Origin of the sequence: Asticcacaulis sp. AND118 (assembly GCF_020535245.1) — a bacterium.
Lineage (GTDB): Bacteria > Pseudomonadota > Alphaproteobacteria > Caulobacterales > Caulobacteraceae > Asticcacaulis.
In genome coordinates this window covers 484,090-502,166 of record NZ_CP084911.1, presented here as the reverse complement: position 1 = coordinate 502,166, position 18,077 = coordinate 484,090, and the positions used below count along the sequence as shown (strand labels likewise).

16 protein-coding genes and 1 pseudogene are annotated in these 18,077 nt (G+C 58.2%); 4 read left to right on the top strand and 13 right to left on the bottom strand.

The window, feature by feature from the left end:
* Positions 1-13 precede the first annotated feature (13 nt).
* The 3 genes from trbB to LH365_RS15685 are packed head-to-tail and all read right to left on the bottom strand — an operon-like array spanning position 14 to position 3,462.
* Positions 14-1,000 (bottom strand): P-type conjugative transfer ATPase TrbB, encoded by a 987-nt coding sequence (trbB, locus tag LH365_RS15695; RefSeq protein WP_226745508.1) that lies wholly within the window; start codon positions 998-1,000, stop codon positions 14-16.
* Positions 997-1,404 (bottom strand): ribbon-helix-helix protein, CopG family, encoded by a 408-nt coding sequence (locus LH365_RS15690; RefSeq protein ID WP_226745507.1) that lies wholly within the window; start codon positions 1,402-1,404, stop codon positions 997-999. The genes trbB and LH365_RS15690 overlap by 4 nt, the downstream gene beginning before the upstream one ends.
* Before the next feature lie 9 nt (positions 1,405-1,413).
* Complete coding sequence (locus LH365_RS15685) at positions 1,414-3,462, bottom strand: conjugal transfer protein TraG (RefSeq protein WP_226746281.1); 2,049 nt, start codon at positions 3,460-3,462, stop codon at positions 1,414-1,416.
* Between the two features lie 638 nt (positions 3,463-4,100).
* Here LH365_RS15685 and LH365_RS15680 point away from each other — a divergent pair.
* Positions 4,101-4,250: pseudogene (locus tag LH365_RS15680) on the top strand (site-specific integrase); the annotation flags it as partial.
* Positions 4,251-4,375: 125 nt separating this feature from the next.
* On the opposite strand, the gene LH365_RS15675 reads toward LH365_RS15680, so the two are convergent.
* From LH365_RS15675 to LH365_RS15655, 5 genes are all read right to left on the bottom strand, one after another.
* Positions 4,376-4,864, bottom strand: coding sequence for an Imm26 family immunity protein (locus LH365_RS15675; RefSeq protein WP_226746280.1), 489 nt, complete (start codon positions 4,862-4,864; stop codon positions 4,376-4,378).
* A 2-nt stretch (positions 4,865-4,866) separates the two neighbouring features.
* Complete coding sequence (locus tag LH365_RS15670) at positions 4,867-5,667, bottom strand: hypothetical protein (RefSeq protein WP_226746279.1); 801 nt, start codon at positions 5,665-5,667, stop codon at positions 4,867-4,869.
* 1 nt (position 5,668) lies between these two features.
* Entirely contained in the window at positions 5,669-8,269 is a 2,601-nt protein-coding gene (locus LH365_RS15665) for a TonB-dependent receptor (protein ID WP_226746278.1), read from the bottom strand.
* 114 nt (positions 8,270-8,383) lie between these two features.
* Positions 8,384-9,337, bottom strand: a complete 954-nt coding sequence (locus LH365_RS15660) for a DUF4880 domain-containing protein (protein ID WP_226746277.1) — start codon at positions 9,335-9,337, stop codon at positions 8,384-8,386.
* A 79-nt stretch (positions 9,338-9,416) separates the two neighbouring features.
* Positions 9,417-10,073 (bottom strand): RNA polymerase sigma factor, encoded by a 657-nt coding sequence (locus tag LH365_RS15655; protein WP_226746276.1) that lies wholly within the window; start codon positions 10,071-10,073, stop codon positions 9,417-9,419.
* Positions 10,074-10,171: 98 nt separating this feature from the next.
* On the opposite strand from LH365_RS15655, the gene LH365_RS15650 reads away from it, so the two are divergent.
* The gene (locus tag LH365_RS15650; RefSeq protein WP_226746275.1) at positions 10,172-10,480 is read left to right on the top strand and encodes a helix-turn-helix domain-containing protein; all 309 of its coding nucleotides are present in this window, start codon (positions 10,172-10,174) and stop codon (positions 10,478-10,480) included.
* Between the two features lie 79 nt (positions 10,481-10,559).
* Positions 10,560-10,871 carry a helix-turn-helix domain-containing protein gene (locus tag LH365_RS15645; RefSeq protein ID WP_226746274.1) on the top strand — a complete coding sequence of 104 codons (312 nt, stop codon included), beginning with the start codon at positions 10,560-10,562 and terminating at the stop codon, positions 10,869-10,871.
* Between the two features lie 10 nt (positions 10,872-10,881).
* On the opposite strand, the gene LH365_RS15640 is transcribed toward LH365_RS15645, so the two are convergent.
* From LH365_RS15640 to LH365_RS15620, 5 genes are all read right to left on the bottom strand, one after another.
* On the bottom strand, positions 10,882-11,481 hold the full coding sequence (locus LH365_RS15640; protein WP_226746273.1) for a DNA -binding domain-containing protein: 600 nt from the start codon (positions 11,479-11,481) through the stop codon (positions 10,882-10,884).
* Positions 11,447-11,626: a transcriptional regulator domain-containing protein gene (locus tag LH365_RS18780; RefSeq protein WP_370639769.1), complete on the bottom strand. Its 180-nt coding sequence runs from the start codon at positions 11,624-11,626 to the stop codon at positions 11,447-11,449. The genes LH365_RS15640 and LH365_RS18780 overlap by 35 nt, the downstream gene beginning before the upstream one ends.
* Before the next feature lie 428 nt (positions 11,627-12,054).
* Positions 12,055-13,107 carry an IS110 family transposase gene (locus LH365_RS15630; protein WP_226745021.1) on the bottom strand — a complete coding sequence of 351 codons (1,053 nt, stop codon included), beginning with the start codon at positions 13,105-13,107 and terminating at the stop codon, positions 12,055-12,057.
* A 213-nt stretch (positions 13,108-13,320) separates the two neighbouring features.
* Positions 13,321-15,132 (bottom strand): ribonucleoside-diphosphate reductase subunit alpha, encoded by a 1,812-nt coding sequence (locus tag LH365_RS15625; RefSeq protein ID WP_370639768.1) that lies wholly within the window; start codon positions 15,130-15,132, stop codon positions 13,321-13,323.
* Positions 15,133-15,474: 342 nt separating this feature from the next.
* Positions 15,475-16,170, bottom strand: a complete 696-nt coding sequence (locus LH365_RS15620; RefSeq protein WP_226746270.1) for a hypothetical protein — start codon at positions 16,168-16,170, stop codon at positions 15,475-15,477.
* Positions 16,171-16,337: 167 nt separating this feature from the next.
* Here LH365_RS15620 and LH365_RS15615 point away from each other — a divergent pair, with 167 nt between their 5' ends.
* Complete coding sequence (locus tag LH365_RS15615; RefSeq protein WP_226746269.1) at positions 16,338-17,756, top strand: hypothetical protein; 1,419 nt, start codon at positions 16,338-16,340, stop codon at positions 17,754-17,756.
* Positions 17,757-18,077 lie beyond the last annotated feature (321 nt).

Below are 18,077 nucleotides of genomic sequence, written 5' to 3'. Positions count from 1 at the left end.
GAGTTGAAGTCAGTCAGTCCTTCGCCGTCTCAAGCGGTCGAAGCCGGTAATCGCCCTCGGCGGTCAGGCCATCGAGCGCCATCACGGCCTCGACCCGACGCGGCGTCTGGGTGAATGGGTTGGATTTCTGGATGAAGACGACGACATCGACCGCCTCGGCGATCAGGCGGCGCGGCACATGCACGACGGCTTCCTGAACCAGTTGTTCGAGGCGATAGAGCGCGCCGATCGCGGAATTGGCGTGCAGGGTGGCGACACCGCCGGGATGTCCGGTGTTCCAGGCTTTCAGGAGTTCCAGCGCCTCGCCGCCGCGCACCTCACCGACGATGATGCGGTCGGGCCGCAGGCGGAGTGTCGAGCGCACCAGATCGCTCAGCGACACGACGCCAGACCGGGTGCGGAGCGCCACCACATCGCGGGCTGCGCACTGCAGTTCCCGCGTGTCTTCGATCAGTACGACCCGATCGTTCAGATCGGCCACCTCCGCCAGAAGCGCATTGGCGAAGGTGGTCTTGCCCGATGACGTGCCGCCGGCGATCAGTATGTTGCGGCGGTCCTGCACGGCGGATTTGAGAAGGCGGGCCTGCGTCGACGACAGCATGCCGTCGCTGACATAGTCGCCCAGAGCGAAGACCCGAGAGGCCGGCTTGCGGATGGCAAAACACGCGCCTTCGACCACGGGCGGCAACAGGCCTTCGAAGCGCTCCCCTCGCCGCCTGGACATGAGGGGCGGCAGTTCGGCACTGACGATGGGCGACTCGGCGTGCACCTCCGTCGCCATATGGCTGGCGACCAGTCGCACGATCCGCTCCCGATCGGCGGCGGACAGGACCGTGCCGGTATCGACGCGTCCGTCATCCATCCGGTCGAGCCAGACGGCGCCGTCGGGGTTGACCAGCACTTCGATGACCATCGGATCGGCCAAAGCCGCATTGAGGGTCTCGCCAAAGGCGGTACGCAGCATGTCGCGCAGTCGGCGCGATGACGGGGTGATCGTCATGACTGGGGCTCCTCGATGTCGGGAAAGGTGGTCGCGCCCTGCGACAGGCGACGGGCGACCTGGGCGATGAAGGCCTCAAAGCGCGCCTTACCTTTGGCGCGGGCTTCGGGATCGGGGTCCGGCAGGTGCGCGTCGCGCTGAAGGGTCAGACGGACATAGACCGCCAGGCTTTCGAGCACGATCTTCTGGTCGCGCTCGACGCGATCCAGTTGGCGACCCAGCCGGCTCAGGCGATGAGCGAAGGCCGCTTCAAAGGCCTGCATGTCGCGGCGTTCGACCCAGGCCTTGACGGCCGCCTCGATGACGGCCGACTTGGTCTGGCCGGGCATGGCGGCGAGCTGTTCGATCCGGCGGGCCAGATCGGGATCGGTGAGAAACTGGTGGCGGATGCGTGCGGATTTCATGGCGATCCCCTAGAAACCCTGAAACAGGTCATGGTTTTGGTGGTTGACCGCCTTTGGCTGCCCCTCTTGTAGGGCATGGGCGCGCTGGACCGGCGTCAGGGTGCGGGCCTGATCGAGCGCCCGCTTGTCGCCGGCCAGATCTCCATCGTCCTCGAGGGTGCGCTCGACGGTCTCGACTTCGCCGGGGGCACCCACGGCGTTCTCGTCACCGAGGCTCGGGTGGCGTTGCTGCTGTAACCCGCCCTCGTCTTCGGCAGCGTTTTCGATTTCCAAAGCGGCCGCCAGTTGTTTGGACGTCGCGCGCACGCGCCCGGCCCAGTCGTCGGGGCGGCCCTCGGGGCGATCCAGATAGACGCCTTCGCTCAACACCGGTGGCGGGAGACGACGGGTAATGAAGTTACGGTCTTCGAAATAGCGCAGCTTTTTCGCGCGGATAGGCGCAACACCTGAGACGAGGACCAGTTCATCCTGCGGCGGCAACTGCATCACTTCGCCGGGCGTCAGCAATTGCCGGGCGGTCTCCTGACGTGAGACCATGACGTGGGCGAGCCACGGCGAGAGGCGGTGTCCGGCATAGTTTTTCTGCGCACGCAGTTCAGTGGCCGTGCCCAGCGCATCGGAGATACGGCGGGCGGTGCGTTCGTCGTTGGAGGAAAAGGCGATGCGGACGTGGCAGTTGTCGAGGATCGAATTGTTCTCGCCGTAGGCCTTCGAAATCTGATTCAGCGATTGGGCGATCAGGTAGGTGCGGATGCCGTACCCGGCCATGAAGGCTAACGCCGTTTCGAAGAAGTCCAGACGGCCGAGGGCCGGGAACTCGTCGAGCATCATCAACAGTTGATGCTTGCGGCGCTTATCGGGATCGCCTTCGAGGCGTTCAGTCAGGCGGCGACCGATCTGGTTGAGGATCAGTCGGACCAGCGGCTTGGTACGCGAGATGTCCGATGGGGGAATGACCAGGAACAGGGAGACCGGACGCTCCGCGTCCATCAGGTCGGTGATGCGCCAGTCGCAACGCGACGTCGTGGCGGCGACGACGGGATCGCGGTAGAGGCCGAGAAACGACATGGCCGTCGACAGGACCCCGGAGCGTTCATTCTCAGACTTATTAAGCAATTCACGTGCAGCAGAAGCGACAACGGGATGGACCTTGGGCGCGTGCTTGTCGCCCAGATGGTTGGTCGTCATCATCCGATGCAGGGTGTAGACGAAGGTCCGCTGTGGATCGGACAGGAAGGTGGCGACACGCTCCAGCGTCTTTTCCTCTTCGGCGTAGAGGATATGCAGGATGGCGCCGACCAGAAGCGAATGGCTCGTCTTTTCCCAGTGCGAGCGCTGTTCGATGGAGCCCTCGGGATCGACGAGGATATCGGCGATGTTCTGCACGTCGCGGACTTCCTGCGGGCCCTTGCGAACTTCTAGAAGCGGATTGTAACGCGCTGAGCGCAGATCGGTCGGGTTGAACAGCAGGCAGTGGGAGAATTTTGAGCGCCATCCGGCGGTTAGCTCCCAATTCTCACCCTTGATGTCATGGACGACGACGGAGTTGGTCCAGGACAACAGGGTCGGCACGACCAGACCCACGCCCTTGCCACTCCTCGTCGGCGCGAAAGCCATGACGTGTTCCGGGCCGTCGTGGCGGAGATAATCCGGTCCCATGCGACCGAGAAACACACCCCGGTCGCGGAACAGGCCAGCCTGTTCGATCTCAGGGCGCGTGGCCCAACGTGCCGAGCCGTAGGTGGTGACAAACCGGGCCTGACGCGCGCGCCAGATCGAACCCACAATGGCCGCGCCCGTTCCAAGCAGCCCGCTGGAGGCCGCGAGCAAACCGGCGCGGTAGAAGACTTGCGGCGCATAGGCTTCGAAGTGGAACCACCACACGAAGAGCTGCCATGGGCGATAGACCGGCGCACCCAGGGCGACGAACCAAGGCGCGCCCAGTTGCGGTTGAAAGGCCAGTTGCGCCGCTGCCCACTGGGTGGCCGCCCACACGCCCAGCACCGCGACGGCGAGGACGATCAGAATTTGGCCGATCAGGAGTTTGGTGGGGGTCATGGCGCAGGTCCGAGAACGACTTGCGCTATGATGGCGGTCTCACCGGGAATCGCAGATAGCCCGTCTGTACCCCTTAGATGCCGGTATGCACCCGTCTGGACCTGGATCGCCCAAGCTTAATGTGAGCACTGGGAAAATTATGGATGCGGGCGGGCCTTCTCCAGCCGTGCGAGATCACGAGGGCGGCCCAGATATCAGGGTTCTGATCTCAAGAACCTTTCCTGTTTCCAATCTTTTCAAACTCGCATGTTGATTATAGCCCCGAGGAATTGAAAGTTTGAAATTTACGAAATGTTGCCATTCCATTTGCTGCTTATTACGGCCTCATTATACCGTACCGCCGTTTCGACGGATAGCTGGATAGTTGCCCACCTTTTCGTTCCGCGTTGCAGATTGTTAATACACACTTGTGAAGGCCAATGTTCGCGTCTTGCGTTTCTTTTCCCCACTAAATTTTTTATGACTACCGGTGCCCATCAGTAAAATTCTGTAAAATATAGCAAAAGCACCCTAAAGTTTCATCTGGGCGACGTCTCCTTAGGGATTGGGCCCTGCGGAAATGCCGAGTGGATCAACCTGGATACATCGACCCAAGCTTGGATCGAAGTCTCGGTGATGGTTCTGGTGAAGACCTGACGAAGAGCCTCGCGGGTAAGGCCGGCGTTACGAAGGAAATACGAGATCGCTTGCAGAACCATGCCCTTCAGGATGTAAGTTCGAAGAACTACGACCGTTGGAACTATATGCCCGAAAAACGCGCGGGCATGAAAAAATGGAACGCGTTCGTAGTCCGCATGCGGGCCAAAAAGGCGGGATCGTCTTGCAGCCGAGAAAATCCAATTCCTTGTTTGGTCACCAAGCTGAATATCGACATACATTCCAAGAGAATGTGCGCTCATTTTCCCATCAAACTCTACCCTTCGCGAGCACGCTCTATACCTAACGCATCGCTAACCATTTGATCTATAAGCCGATAGCTAGCCAAGCCCCACGTCCCGCAAGGCTCCACCTTCGCTGGTATCAAGTCACCAACTTCATTAACATGTGCCTTTCGAAGCACACTGTAAAAGCAATATCGCCTTAAAGTAGTTTCAGCATCCAAATTGATTTCTCCAATGTTCTGAAAAAATCCTTTTGTCCACGCCATTCGATTTGTCCAAATAGGCGGCAACAGCAGATTATTAGGTTTTAGGGACGGCAAATCTAAACAGATACCATCGGTCACCATATTGTATATATATATGAGATTCGATCCGGGCGTTGGCGCATTTGGAAAATCAATATTAGCAAAAATAACGGATCCATAAAGAAAACCAACTCCCGCTACATTAAAAGTAAACACATCACCAACTGATAGTGGTTTGTTGGATTTCTTTATGTACTGAAAGTTAGTGGCAACCATTCTCAATATCCCATACTTTTTAGTGCGCCCTCACCCCATTCCACCGCTTGTTTGTAATACGGGTGATTCGGGCTAATAGAATTTCTTATGTTAATCCCTTTACTGCGCACTATTAACGCCTGTTCAATCGCACGGGCTTGACCTCTTGTAAGTCCTTCCGCGACCGTTTCAAGGCTGTCGAACTTCACTCCATGCTGAGCGGCCCGAAGGGTCATATTATTTGTAATTCCCGAGTAAATACTCGCTGAGCCTTTTACGCCATGGTACACAGTTATTCCAGTTTGCGCATTTGCTCCCAATGTCAACTCAATTGGCAAAGCGACCGGTGCAGCGGCGGCAATGCGCCCCGCCTCACGCACCCGAATGGCGATCTTCTTGCCGTCGGGCGACCATTTGGGGGTGATCGGCACGGTCGCTCCGCTGGGGTAGTCGGGAATACCCCAGAAGTTGATGCTCGCGTAAAGAGGCTCACCGGCCGACCCGAGAAAGCGTACCTGCCCTGCGCCGTCCAAGGGAACGACGAAAAGCCCCGTGCAGTATCGGTTTTGGTCCGGATCAGCCTGACGTAACACCACGGCCACGTGCTTATGGTCGGGGGAAACGCCGAGATTGCCGGGAAGGCCTGCGAGTTCTCCCGGAGGGCCGATATCGCGCAGACGAAGCAGATCGTCGGCGCTCACCGTCCGGGGCGTGTCGGTCGCCGGCACTGAAGGGGGCAGAGTGTCGCAGTCGGCCGCCAAGGCAGCGACCGGCCCGGCAAGCGCGGCGATCGCCGCGCCTGCCCACCAGAGTTTGAAGGTCATGTTACCAGCGCGTCCCTAAGGTGAGGGAGACGACGCGTCCAGAGGCCGCGTGGTTGGTGGCGTCGTAGGGCACATAGAAGGCGGCTGCCGTGCGGATGGTTTCCGGTGTCTCGTCGAACAGATTGAGAATGGAAAGTGAGACCGAAACGCCGCGATCGGTGGCACCGGTGAAGCGATATTGCACGGTGGCATCGTAGGTTGTCTGCGCGGCGATATGGCGGTGGCTTCCGAAGCGATCGTCGTCGAAGGCACCGACATAGTTGGCGAACCCTGCGAGGGTCAGGCTGTCCGATTGCCAACTGGCACCGAAACGTCCACGCCAATGCGGCGGGTTGAAGATCGTTCCGGCCAGGGTTTCGCCGGCGCCATTGGCGTCAAGCGTCTGACGGCTTTTCAGGTAGCTGAGCGTGCCATTGATCCCGAGACTGCCCCCCTGCCACGGCCTTCCATACTGCACGGAGAGGTCATAGCCGGAAATCGCCTGCCGAAACACGTTCTGTTCACGGTTATCGACAATCGCCACCACCTTCGCCGCGTCGAAGACACCGCTACTGTAGTTACGCAAGCGCGCCATGTCCCCAATGGCTGCGGCAACCTGCGACGGTGTCGGGTTCAGAAACACTGACCCGGCGTAGGCCGGGTTCTGCAGGGCGCCGGACAGGGACAGGATGGGTTGCATGACGCGGTCGCGGTAGGCGATATCGAAGGCGCTGAGTTCCAGCCGAAGGCCCGGCACGCTACCCGGTCGAAGGGCGGCGGTCGCCACCCAGGTTTCGGCGGTTTCGGGGTCGAGGTGCTCGTTGGCGCCATCGAGGTAGAGGAAGGTGCTGCCCGCGGGCGTGGTCGTGCTGATGAGGCTGGTGTCCATCAGATAGGGCAATTCGCCTCTGTAGCTCTGATAGAGGGTCGGCATTTTGAAGGACTTGCCCCACGAGACCTTCAGGTCCACGCCGTTGACGGGCGCATAGACCACTCCGATCTTGGGGGTCGTGACGCTGTCGGCACCGCTGTAGCGCTCGGTTCGAACCGCCCCTGTTAGCGATAGCTGACGCACGCCGGGTACGTCCTGAAGGGCGGAGACGACCGGCACGAACAGTTCCGCGAAGGCGTAGTGAGAGGTGCGCCCGCGTTTGAAGTCCGTCGCGACGATGGAGAAGCCGCTGACGTATTCAAAGGCGAGATAGCCGTCGAGATCGATTTTGCGGTACCCGGCTCCCAGAGCCAGCCGGGCGCTACCGGCCGCCGTCGAAAACACCGGACCTTCGCCCCCGACTTCACTCACCACAGTCCGATTGAGGTAGCGGCCCGGATAGGTCGCGGTGCGCGTGGACGCAAGATAGGCGTCGGTATGCAGTTCGGTCTTGTCCTCTGCGACGGTCGCGCTCCAGTAGGTTTGCCATCCCCCGTCCAGGTCAAGGCTCAGGCGTGGAGAGAGGCTGTAGGAGCGCACACGCGGGGTCTCCCTGGAGCCGTTGTCGAGGTAGGTGACGCCGACGTCGTTGGCCTTGGTGAACAGGGATTTACGCTCGCTCAGGAGGGCATCGATGCTGAAGGACAAGGCCGATGTCAGACGCTGGTGGCCGGTCAGGACGAGAAGTCGCGCGTCCTGTTGCGGGATCAGGGTCGTCGTTGCGTCGAGGGTTCGGGTATATGTCCGGTCACGGGCGTAGAGGCCTGAGTGGGCACTGAGGTCGGCCGCGATCAGGAAGCCACCGTCGGTCCAGGCGCGTCCGGCGGTCAGGGACACCCCCTTCTGCGCGTTCCCGCCTTCGGTGGACGCCGCGTAGCGGGCGGCGACCGCCACACCCTCGAAATCACGCTTGAGCCGGATATTGACGACGCCGCCGACCGCATCGGAGCCATAGAGGGCTGAGGCCCCGTCGGTGACGATCTCCACCCGATCGACGGCGGCCAGCGGAACGGCGGAGACGTCCACGGCCTGACCGATGGAGTCGTAGGCCAGACGATTGCCGTTCAGAAGCGTCAGGGTCGCGTCGGGACCGAGGCCCCGCAGATTGAAGGTGGAGGCGGCGTTATTGTTGCTGTTGCGCAGGTCCGGCGTCCCGACGGCGATACCGGGATTGGCCCCACCCCCGAAATTTTGAGGAAGAGCGCGGGCCATTTCTCCGAGATCGGCGTGCCCACCCATCTGGATCTGGGCTTGCGTCAGGCGAGTGACCGGCGAGGTCGGTTCGCGTCCACGAATGCGCGTCCCGGTCACGATCACTTCGGTGGGTTCGGGTTCGACAGCGGTGGCACTTGTACTGCCTTGTCTCTCCGACACCTTTAGATAGATGACGGCCGCGTCTTCCGAGCCCACCTCAAAGCGCGTATTGGCCAGAAGGATCGCCAGCGCTTCCTTGCGGGTGTAGCTGCCTTTGAGCACCGGAGCGGTGGTGCGGGCGGCTTCGGCGTAGTCGAACATGAGCTGGAGGTCCGACTGACGTGCAAAGGCGTTGAGCGCCGCCGCCGTGGACTGGGCCTCGATGACATAGACTTTTCTATCCTCGGCGGCGATGGCCCCGGCGGTGCCGAGGAAGAGGGCCAGTGACAGGGTGCAGACAGAGACGCGGTTACGGAGTGTGGTGCGTGAAACGGACATAGCGGTATCCCCTGATTGATATGTCACTCGTGTGACACTGGACCGCTTGATAAAAATACGAGGGCTTACCCTACACTTTTACGCTGGATTTGATCCCTACACGGAAAACGCTGACTATCGCGAAAGAATGATGGTGTTGTCCTGCTGCGTCACATGGATGCCGAAGGAGATTTCAAGCCCGGCCAGAAGCCGAGCCGGATCGCGGTTGGTGAAACGGCCGCCCAGCTGGATGGCGCCGAGTTCCGGATTGGCGATGATGATCTTGCGGTCGAGATAGCGGTTATATTCTTCGACGACTTCGCTGAGGACCTGACCGTTGAGCACCAGTTCGTCGGTGCGCCACCCGGTGAGAAAATCGAGATCGTTGGTCGAGACGGGCCGGACCCGCTCCTGCCCTTTGATGAGGATGGCCGCCTGATGGGCGTTCACGCGCAAGGGCGCCGCTCCTTCCTGGGATACGGTGGCGGTGCCGGCGAGACTGATGATGTCGAGTGAGTTGTCGCGCAGCCGGGCGATGTATTCTCCGGGCCCCAGCGACGCGGCATGCGGTCCGGCTTTCAGCTCAAGGCCGCGGCCGGACACCGGAACCTTCACGGCGACTTCCCCGCGCTTCAGCCACAAGGTTCGTTCGTCGCCTTTGATCTTCCAGGCCGCCCGACTGTCGGTGTTCAGTTCGATCTCACCGCCATTGGGGAAGGCCACGGTCTTGCGCTCACCGACGCGGGTGGCGGCTTCGACGCGTCCACTGGTCAGGGCGAACAGGGCCATGCCCGCCAATGAGGCGACCGTCACAACGGCGGCTGCGCCGCCTATCTGCAACACGCGCCGCCGCGTCGCCAACGGAGCCGATACCTGAACCTCAACCGGCTCCGGATCGGCCAGACCGCGCAGGCGTTCCATCTGGCGCATGGAGGCGTAGATGCGGGCGAAGGCGGCCGCGTGGCGCGGGTCGGCGGTACGCCAGGCCTCGAAGGCGGCCTGATCGCCCTCGCCGCTGTCCATGCGGGCAAACCACTGTGAGGCGGTCTCCATAATGTCATCGACGGATGTCGAAGATTCGGATGTCATGCGTTTGCCCCCCTTTGAGGGCCCGAAACCGCGCCGGGCGCGCTGTCGATCAGAGCATAATTCAATTCAGGGTTACAGTCTAATCGCTGTCGCGCGAAGACCGACGGAGGGCGCGCGGTGTGCCCACGACGCCGCCCTGCGCGAGCGGCCCAAGGCCTTCCAGCCCGGCCGCTTCGACCGCCTTGGAGAACTGATAGGCGCCGCGGGCGATGTGGTAATCCACGCCTTTGACCGTCATGCCCAAAAGCCGGGCGATCTCTTTGACCGGCAGCCCTTCCAAACGGCGCATCATCAGCACGCGTCGCGTCATATCGGGCAGCCCATTCAGGGCGGCCAAGCCGACCTTCAACTGCTCGCGTATGGCCACGGCCTGAAAGCCATCAGGCTCGGACGAAGAAAACTCCAAAGTCTCAAAGTCCGGCAGGGCCTGAAACGCCACCACCCGGGCGCGACGAATGCGCTGAACCCCCAGATTGAAGATGGTGCGCATGACATAGGCACGAGGGTTTTCAATCGAGCGCCACCCCTCCCCGTCCAGCACATTGGCGTAGGCATCGTGCAACAGATCACGCGCCGCCTCGGCATCCCCCATCATCCGCCGGGCCAGCCGCAGATAACTGCGCTCATGGACCACAACGAAGTCTGCGAACCAACGGTCAACACCGCGCACCCAGTTGCTCGGTTGGACAAGGTGGCAGGCACCTTGCCTACGATCCGGGTCGAAAACGTGCACCATCTTCAACGCCCTTTAAGTCGTTTTAATGGAACACTTTGTAGATTAAACGGACCAACTTGTACATATCGCAACCGGGAATTTCAGAACATTTTGTTCTGATGATCCGCTTCGCTGAGAGACTGAAAGAAAGATCAAAAGCCTTGGGCATTTCAAATGCGGAGGCTGCAAAATTATGTGGGTTGGATACTCGCCGGTATGGCCATTATATAAGTGGCCGCAGCCGCCCCAATTACGAAAATCTTGTCAAAATAGCGATAGCGTTAAACACTTCTCCTAACATTTTGCTCGGGTTTGATGAAGGCGAAAGGTCACTTTTGATAGAGCAGCTCACCGAGGTCTGCAAATCACTCAGCGATGATCAAATAAAGATGCTAATTTCTTTTGCGGATAGCGCGTCAAAAAAATAGCACACGGAACTACATATTGTACTGAGATATCTACAATAAATTCATGTAATTAAGGGGGCAAAAAGAACATTTTGTTCTTATGGATAGCTTTGGAACGACATTGAAGGATCGCGCGAAAGCGCTTGGACTTTCTAACGCGACAGTTGCAGAGAGAGCAGGCTTAGACGCTCGGAGATATGGCCATTATGTCACTGGGAGAAACGAACCAGATCTGGCAACGTTGGTCAGGATAGCACGTGTTTTAAAGACGACTCCGAACTTGCTGTTGAAATTTGAGACTGAGGAGCGGTCAGCCAAAGTCGAAGCCCTCCTCGCTGCGGCCCGCGAGCTAAACGATACGCAACTGGAAATGTTGATTGATTTTGCTGAAGCCACGGTCAGAAAAAAATGATTCACCTGTTTCAGTCTAAGAGCCCGCGATAGGAACCATCAATCATCTGTTTTGCGTAGCTGAGCAGCCTGCGAACTCTTAAGCGCATAAAGTCAGAACCGTTTACCCAGTCGTCGCGAGCCGTCTCCCCGTAGAGCATTATTGCGATGTCTCGTTGGCTCAATCCTGCTCGCCATGCGTCATGAGCGCGTGCGGCGGCTACCCATCGTTCAGCCTTCGTATCAATTCGGTAAAGCTTAGGGAGGAAGCGCCCTTGCTGGTGTAACCCAACCAATCTTCGAAGGCTCAGAATACGGGTCTCTAGGTGTTTAAAGCCGGAAAGAGCATAACGAAGATAGACGGGTCCTTTTAGAACCGTACCTTCAAGAATGAAAAGCTGGAGATGGTGGACCCCGTCAGTCAACAAGACGACCTCGAACCCTTCCTCCATGACAAGCACTGTCGCCAGCTTCCCATACATGTGGAGGTCAAACGCGTTCTCAGTGGTGAACGCTGGTAACGTGCGGACAAGTAGGACAGATTTGTCCCAGTCGGGTCGCCAGAAGACTTTCTCGTGTAGCTCCTGACCGTAGCGCTCACCGACGAAAGGATACCCCCCAACGAGCTGCATCGGCGGCCATGCGTCCTCTAATGACCCTTACGTCGCCGGGTCCCGATCGTACCGGTCCGCTGTCCTGCCCCTGCAAGCCCTTTTGGTAATCTGGGTTCCGCTTGAGCCAAGCCCAAGCCCAGCCAACCCTATCCGTCCCCGCCATCGCGTTATAGCGACTGCTATCTAACCAATCGAATGTCGCCATGAGCTCCCCCCCTTTGAGCCGCCTCAAGAGATACCAAATAGCATATTACCGCAAAAGTTGCAAATTCAGATTATTGCCGTGCGCATTTGAAAAAAGCGTGTCCCATTTTATGCCCCCATTGCCTTTTCCCAAGGTCTCATTCGCGCCCGAATGTATGGACCGGCTGCCGATCGCAAGTAAGATTTCGCATGAATAGCAGAAGTCGCTTATATGTATCCGGCCTGTTGATCGGCATGCGAGCCGTGGCCTTGATGGGAATACGCACGCGCTTTTGGCCTCATTAGCGGATCGGCCGGCAAGCGGCCATTAGGGCGCTCAGGCTCAGGGCGCGTTTATCGTTCCGTTCCATGCAGTCGTCTTAGTCGCGAACTGGGTGGAGATCGATGCTATACGGCCTCGATCTCGGTTCTGTGGGTATCGAAAGCCTTTCCTGTACTCAATACGCTCCAGCTGATCCGAGCCAGCTTGTTGGCGAGGGCGGCGGCGAGCTTGTTTCGGTGCATCCGCGTGGCGGCGCTGGTGAGCCAGTCTCCGAAGCTGTACTTCGGCCAATTTTGAGGCCTCATCAAGAGGACATTGGCGGCCTGTACGAACAAGGTTCGAAGGTATCGGCTTCCGCGTTTTGAGATGCGCCCGAGAATAGAGCGGCCACCCGTGCTGAACTGCTTGGGTACCAACCCCAGCCAGGCACCGAAGTCGCGACCACGTTCAAAGGCTTCACCTGTGCCAATGGCGGCAACAACCGCCGTGGAGATCAGGGGCCCGACGCCCGGCACACTCATCAGGCGACGGCAGTTGGCTTCATTCCGGCTGATTTCTTCGATCTCGCCGCTGAGGGTCTCGATGCGTTCATCGAGCCACAACCAGTCTTCATAAAGGCCAACGATGAGTTGGCTCATACGCGGCGAAATCTCATCTGCGCGGTTGTTCAAGATGTCGAAGAGCGAGTCACGTAAGGCACGCACACCGACCCTGACCGTGATGCCCTGCTCGATTAGGAAGGCACGGATCTGATTGATCGTCGCTGTGCGCCGCGACACCAGCCGCGAGCGAACGCGATGGCAGGCCTGAAGATCCAATTGATCCTGGGTCTTCTCACTCACTGTCGACAGGTTCGGCCGCAGAGCCGCCTCGGCTATAGCCTCGGCATCATTGTAGTCGTTCTTCTGCCCCTTCAGAAACGGCTTTACGTAAATAGCGGGGATGATGCGCGGTTCGTGGCCGAGCTGTCGAAGGGTGCGACTGACAAAATGCGCGCTGAGGCAGGCCTCCATGCCGACGATACACGGCGGCAGCTTTTTAAATGTCTCTGTCAGAGCCAGCCGTTTGATTTTACGGCGAAGAACGATCTGACCATCTGTACTAAATCCGACAAGGTGAAACACGTCCTTGCCGATATCTATGCCTATCGACGCTAACTCAGGAATGTTCGTATCCATGGGATGCTTCTCCGGGTGGAGCCAAGCAGTCTACTCCGACTACTTCGCAAGGGAAGCAGCCGGTCCATCCCATTAGCGGTCATTGCGAGGTCTAGCCCATAGGCAACCCGTAAGCAGACATCGCGACGGCCCCGACCAATCTACTCCCGAGTAGAGCCCCCGGCAAACTCGGAGCAGTTCACTCTGACCTCGGGACATGCCTCAAAGCAACATCTATTGACAGGTCAAGCACTCCTGATAATCGGTCTTGCCTACCCCCAACGTCGATATCCTGCCCCTGCCTTCCGAGCCAGCAAACGCGGCGCGCTGCACCGATTTGGAACGCAGATAGTAGAGCGACTTGACGCCCTGTTCCCACGCCGTCCAGTGCAGCATGTGCAGGTCCCACTTATCGACATCACCCGGCAGGAAGATGTTGAGCGATTGCGACTGGCAGATTTCCGGCGCACGGTCGGCGGCCAGTTCCACCACCCAGCGCTGGTCGATTTCGAAGGCGGTCTTGAAGATGGCCTTTTCGTCTTCGCTGAGAGCGTCGATGTGCTGCACCGAGCCTTCGTGTTCGACGATGGAGTCCCAGGTTTCCGGCGTATCGAGACCCTTTTCGGCCAGCAGGTTTTGCAGGAAGGGGTTTTTCACTGCAAACGAGCCCGACAGGGTTTTGTGCGTATAGATATTGGCCGGGATCGGCTCGATACCTGCCGAGGTGCCGCCGCAGATGATCGAGATCGAGGCGGTGGGGGCGATGGCCAGCTTGTGCGAGAAGCGTTCCATCACGCCGCGTTCTTCGGCGTCGAGGCAGGGCCCGCGCTCCTGAGCCAGCTTGACCGAGGCCTTGTCGGCTTCGCGGCGCAGGTGCTTGAACAGGCGCATGTTCCACGACTTGGCCATGGCCGATTCGAAGGCCACGCCCTGCGATTGCAGGAAGGAGTGGAAGCCCATCAGGCCGAGGCCGACCGAGCGTTCGCGCTGCGCCGAATAGACGGCCGCCGACATGGCGTCCGGGGCCGACTGGATGAAGTCTTCCAGCACGTTGTCGAGGAAGCGCATGATGTCTTCGATGAAGCGCGGTTCGTCGCGCCATTCGAGGAAGGTTTCGGCATTGACCGAGGACAGGCAGCACACGGCTGTGCGCTCATGCCCCAGATGGTCCTTACCCGTGTGCAGCATGATTTCGGCGCACAGGTTCGATTGCTTGACCTTAAGGCCCAACTCACGCTGGTGCGGGGCCATGGACCGGTTCACCGTGTCGGCGAAGATCAGATAGGGTTCACCCGTCTGCATGCGGATTTCGAGGATCTTCTGCCACAGGGCGCGCGCGTCGATCAACCGCATGATCTCGCCGGATTTGGGCGAGCGTAGTCCGAACGGGCTACCATCTCGCACTGCCAACATGAACTCGTCAGTAATCGAGATACCGTGATGGAGATTGAGAGACTTGCGGTTGAAGTCGCCCGACGGCTTGCGGATTTCGAGGAATTCTTCGATTTCCGGGTGATGGATGTCGATATAGACGGCAGCCGAACCACGCCGCAGATTACCTTGGGAGATGGCCAGCGTCAGCGAGTCCATTACCCGAACAAATGGAATAATACCTGCCGTCTGCCCCCCGGCCCTAACCCGCTCCCCGATGGAGCGCACGCCGCCCCAATAGGTGCCGATGCCACCGCCGTTCGAGGCCAGCGCCACGTTCTCATTCCACACGCTGACGATGCCTTCGAGCGAGTCGGGCACCGAGTTGAGGAAGCAGGAGATGGGCAGGCCGCGCTTGGCGCCTCCGTTCGACAGGATAGGCGTAGCCGGCATGAACCACAGATTGGCCATGTAGGTGTATATTCGCTGGGCGTGCTCGGAGTCATCGGAATAGGCCGTCGCAACGCGGGCGAACATGTCCTGATAAGTCTCACCCGGCAGAAGATAGCGGTCATCGAGCGTCTTTTTGCCAAAATTGGTCAGTTTGGCGTCAAGACGCGGATCCGTAACCACAGATTTGACCAATCTGAATTCCGGAGCCTCCTTCTTTCTCACAGTAAGGGGCTTATTCGGCGGCGGCTTGGACGTCCCGTTGTCGGTCCCTGTATGACTGTTCAGGACAGGCTTCGCTTTACGTGCAGGCCCCGCAGACGGTTCCGCATCCTCAGGTTTTCGCAGCGACCTATTGAACAGCCTGACCGCTCTCTCAGGGTCAGGACAGGCGTCACGCAAGGCCTGAAGTTTGTCGACCAAGGATTCAAAGGCGAACGTCGTGACCGGCTCTTCCAGGTCCTCCCAAGGCATGGATTCTTCAAGTACCGAAACGCGTACGACATCTTCCTCTGAGGAGGAGACCAATAGGTCGCTATTGTGAGTTAGAGTGGACATGATCACACCTTAGTTACTTATGTTTCGTGCTACTGAAGCAATACGGAGCCAGGTTCTCTGAACCTGTTTTGGATCCCATTGCAGTTCGCGCGCTATTGCGGTGCAGCTATAATGGACGTCTCTTATAACGATCCGAAGGACCGCCATAACTTGTTGATTTTTACTAAATGCATTGAGCAAATCTATTCTCAGGTCACTGATGACGATATACTCGTCCAAATATTGACCTTTAAATCTATTGGAGGTGTCCTGATAGGTTTCGACTTCATCTGTATGCGTGGTGGTCGTAGCTCTGGCAGAATGCACCAGCATATTTATACGACTTCGGATGTGGCCTCTAGCGAAGGTTTCCAAATCAATACGCTCGATGTTCCATATCCGCTTCACCATGCCTCCGGAAACGTTGGCAAAGGCATCGAGAATGGCGTCTTGAACGAAATCGTCCGGGTCAGGCGGCGGACAGTACTTCCATGGATAAAGTTTGATCTGATAGCGGGCGTACGCGCCAAGTTTTCCCATCAATCGAAGGAGAAGCTTGTCATCAAATAGGGGGAGTGCCCTATCCGGCGGTCGCGACTTACGCGGCTCATCGGGAGGGACCGTCTTCGCCAGTGCGGCCGACGTGTCAAACCCTACAGGCAAGGATGACTCAGCCGAATGAAGTGGCCCTGTCGGCACCGTATCGGCGGATGGAAGTTTTGTCATGGCACAACCCTCCTACATATACCTATGCAGTCGAACGCCAACTTTTTCACGCCCGGAACGAGAAAAAATTAAAAAAATATTTACCGTAAAAACACCCAGCCCGAACTGCATAGGGATTCAGGAGGATCGCCCCTCCGCACGTATTTATAAGATCGGCAGGTGTCATCATGCTGAGCAACAGAGACGTTAAGACTCTATATCAAAGATGCCTGACAGATGGCATCTACAGACATATTGATGAGGTCGTTTCAAATGATTTGTTAACTTCTCAGTATACACAGTCCGCGCTAAATGCCGATTTGGAATGTAATTCTCTCCTCAGTGCAGATGTTTATTTAAACCTCCTGTCAGACACGGAAGCCGCAACCGCCTTCGAGGAATCATTCCTACAGCCACTAACACCTTTGCCCGCGGACGAAGTGCCCAGCGAACCGCTTCCCTCACTCGATGGGTGTGAGGATACGTGTCCGGCCGTGTGGTTTCGCAAGCGCCTGCAAGCGTATGATCGCCGCTTTCCGGGTGATCGCCTCGATCCACGAAACGACAAAGACCTGCGCGATACCGTCTGGCGCTTTACGACCCACGTCAACGCACAGCTTTCAACCTATTACGTCACCGTACGTCGTCGAAAAAGCAGCCTGAAGCTGTGGCACTTTTCGCAACCCGTTTTGTGGTTTGCCATGGCCTGGACGACGCCTCTGGTCGAGACCTTAATCGCGCGACTAATCGCAACAAAGCAGGCCACCTACCAGTTTCTGAGCGTCATCTCACCCACCCTGCCCTGCCTCCTTGCCATTATACTCTTTCTGATAGGCCTACTCATTGAGCAACGCGTTCGCTTGAAGCACCATTCCTATCGCGAAGGTTTTGCCGCCGAGATGGTGGCTATGGCGACGGCATTGGGCGCGCAGATCGCCCTGCGCCAAGAACGCATCCTGTCCGTCCTCGGCCGGTTGCTGGAAACGATGGCGCGCCTGCGGGCGACTCACTCGGCGCGTGAAAATACAGACCAAATCCGTTGCAAGTTAACCCGTCTGTGTAGCTACTGCCTGCACCTGCGCGCACGGGCTCATGCCAATAACGCAGTCGTCAAGGATCAGATTTTCAATATAAAAATCGCTGTCCGCGGCCAACGAGCCGAAGCCCTATTCAGAGGGCGTTATTTCAGATGGGGACAACCCGGCGATCTTTTCTTCGGACTCTCTAAACGCACTTTTGTGTTGATCGGGCTAGCCATATACGTCGCTTTGTCTGTCGCTACGGCCATATTCATGACCGAACGCTTTTACGCTCACAAGCTGCCGATTGAAACATTGCCTGCTGCTTACTGGTTACTGGCCATTACCGGCATGGGCCTCATCTCATTTGCCTCTGCGATCATGAAGGCTATGGCGCTTGACGATCACTTCGATGACGACCTGGACACGGGCGTTTCTGCAGGCATCGAAGCCAGCCTAAGCGCCTATCTCAAGGACAGGCAATACCAGGCCACCCAAGCTGATATCTTCCGTCGCATGACCGAGCTACTAGCCGAACGTGCCACTGAAAGAGCCATCAGCTTCACGATCGCTCACTCAGACCTTTGACCTCGCCGCAGGAATCCCTTGGTTCCGTTGTATAAATCATGGCTTCGATTGGCCACTCAATGCGCGCCTAGACCTGTCACTTTGGATCCTTGAGACCTTGCGGCTCAGTATCGTTCCATCTCCTCTTCTCACGTCGATTGTTTTGCCGACTTGTGAGGATTGGATACAGGAAGAGCCGGAAAACGCTGAAGCCCACCTTCGGCTTGGAAAGGTAAATCCCTCAATTGCCAGGCAGGAGTTCACTTTAGCTCTCGCGCTAGCGCCTGAAAATGAGGAGGCGCGTGGGCGACTATCCCCGGCGACCCGGCATGGCAATCCATC

Bases quoted from the DNA above. Each gene is read 5' to 3' on its own strand.
- trbB (WP_226745508.1), bottom strand. From the start codon at position 1,000: ATGACGATCACCCCGTCATCGCGCCGACTGCGCGACATGCTGCGTACC.
- LH365_RS15690 (WP_226745507.1), bottom strand. From the start codon at position 1,404: ATGAAATCCGCACGCATCCGCCACCAGTTTCTCACCGATCCCGATCTG.
- LH365_RS15685 (WP_226746281.1), bottom strand. From the start codon at position 3,462: ATGACCCCCACCAAACTCCTGATCGGCCAAATTCTGATCGTCCTCGCC.
- LH365_RS15675 (WP_226746280.1), bottom strand. From the start codon at position 4,864: ATGGTTGCCACTAACTTTCAGTACATAAAGAAATCCAACAAACCACTA.
- LH365_RS15670 (WP_226746279.1), bottom strand. From the start codon at position 5,667: ATGACCTTCAAACTCTGGTGGGCAGGCGCGGCGATCGCCGCGCTTGCC.
- LH365_RS15665 (WP_226746278.1), bottom strand. From the start codon at position 8,269: ATGTCCGTTTCACGCACCACACTCCGTAACCGCGTCTCTGTCTGCACC.
- LH365_RS15660 (WP_226746277.1), bottom strand. From the start codon at position 9,337: ATGACATCCGAATCTTCGACATCCGTCGATGACATTATGGAGACCGCC.
- LH365_RS15655 (WP_226746276.1), bottom strand. From the start codon at position 10,073: ATGGTGCACGTTTTCGACCCGGATCGTAGGCAAGGTGCCTGCCACCTT.
- LH365_RS15650 (WP_226746275.1), top strand. From the start codon at position 10,172: ATGATCCGCTTCGCTGAGAGACTGAAAGAAAGATCAAAAGCCTTGGGC.
- LH365_RS15645 (WP_226746274.1), top strand. From the start codon at position 10,560: ATGGATAGCTTTGGAACGACATTGAAGGATCGCGCGAAAGCGCTTGGA.
- LH365_RS15640 (WP_226746273.1), bottom strand. From the start codon at position 11,481: ATGCAGCTCGTTGGGGGGTATCCTTTCGTCGGTGAGCGCTACGGTCAG.
- LH365_RS18780 (WP_370639769.1), bottom strand. From the start codon at position 11,626: ATGGCGGGGACGGATAGGGTTGGCTGGGCTTGGGCTTGGCTCAAGCGG.
- LH365_RS15630 (WP_226745021.1), bottom strand. From the start codon at position 13,107: ATGGATACGAACATTCCTGAGTTAGCGTCGATAGGCATAGATATCGGC.
- LH365_RS15620 (WP_226746270.1), bottom strand. From the start codon at position 16,170: ATGACAAAACTTCCATCCGCCGATACGGTGCCGACAGGGCCACTTCAT.
- LH365_RS15615 (WP_226746269.1), top strand. From the start codon at position 16,338: ATGCTGAGCAACAGAGACGTTAAGACTCTATATCAAAGATGCCTGACA.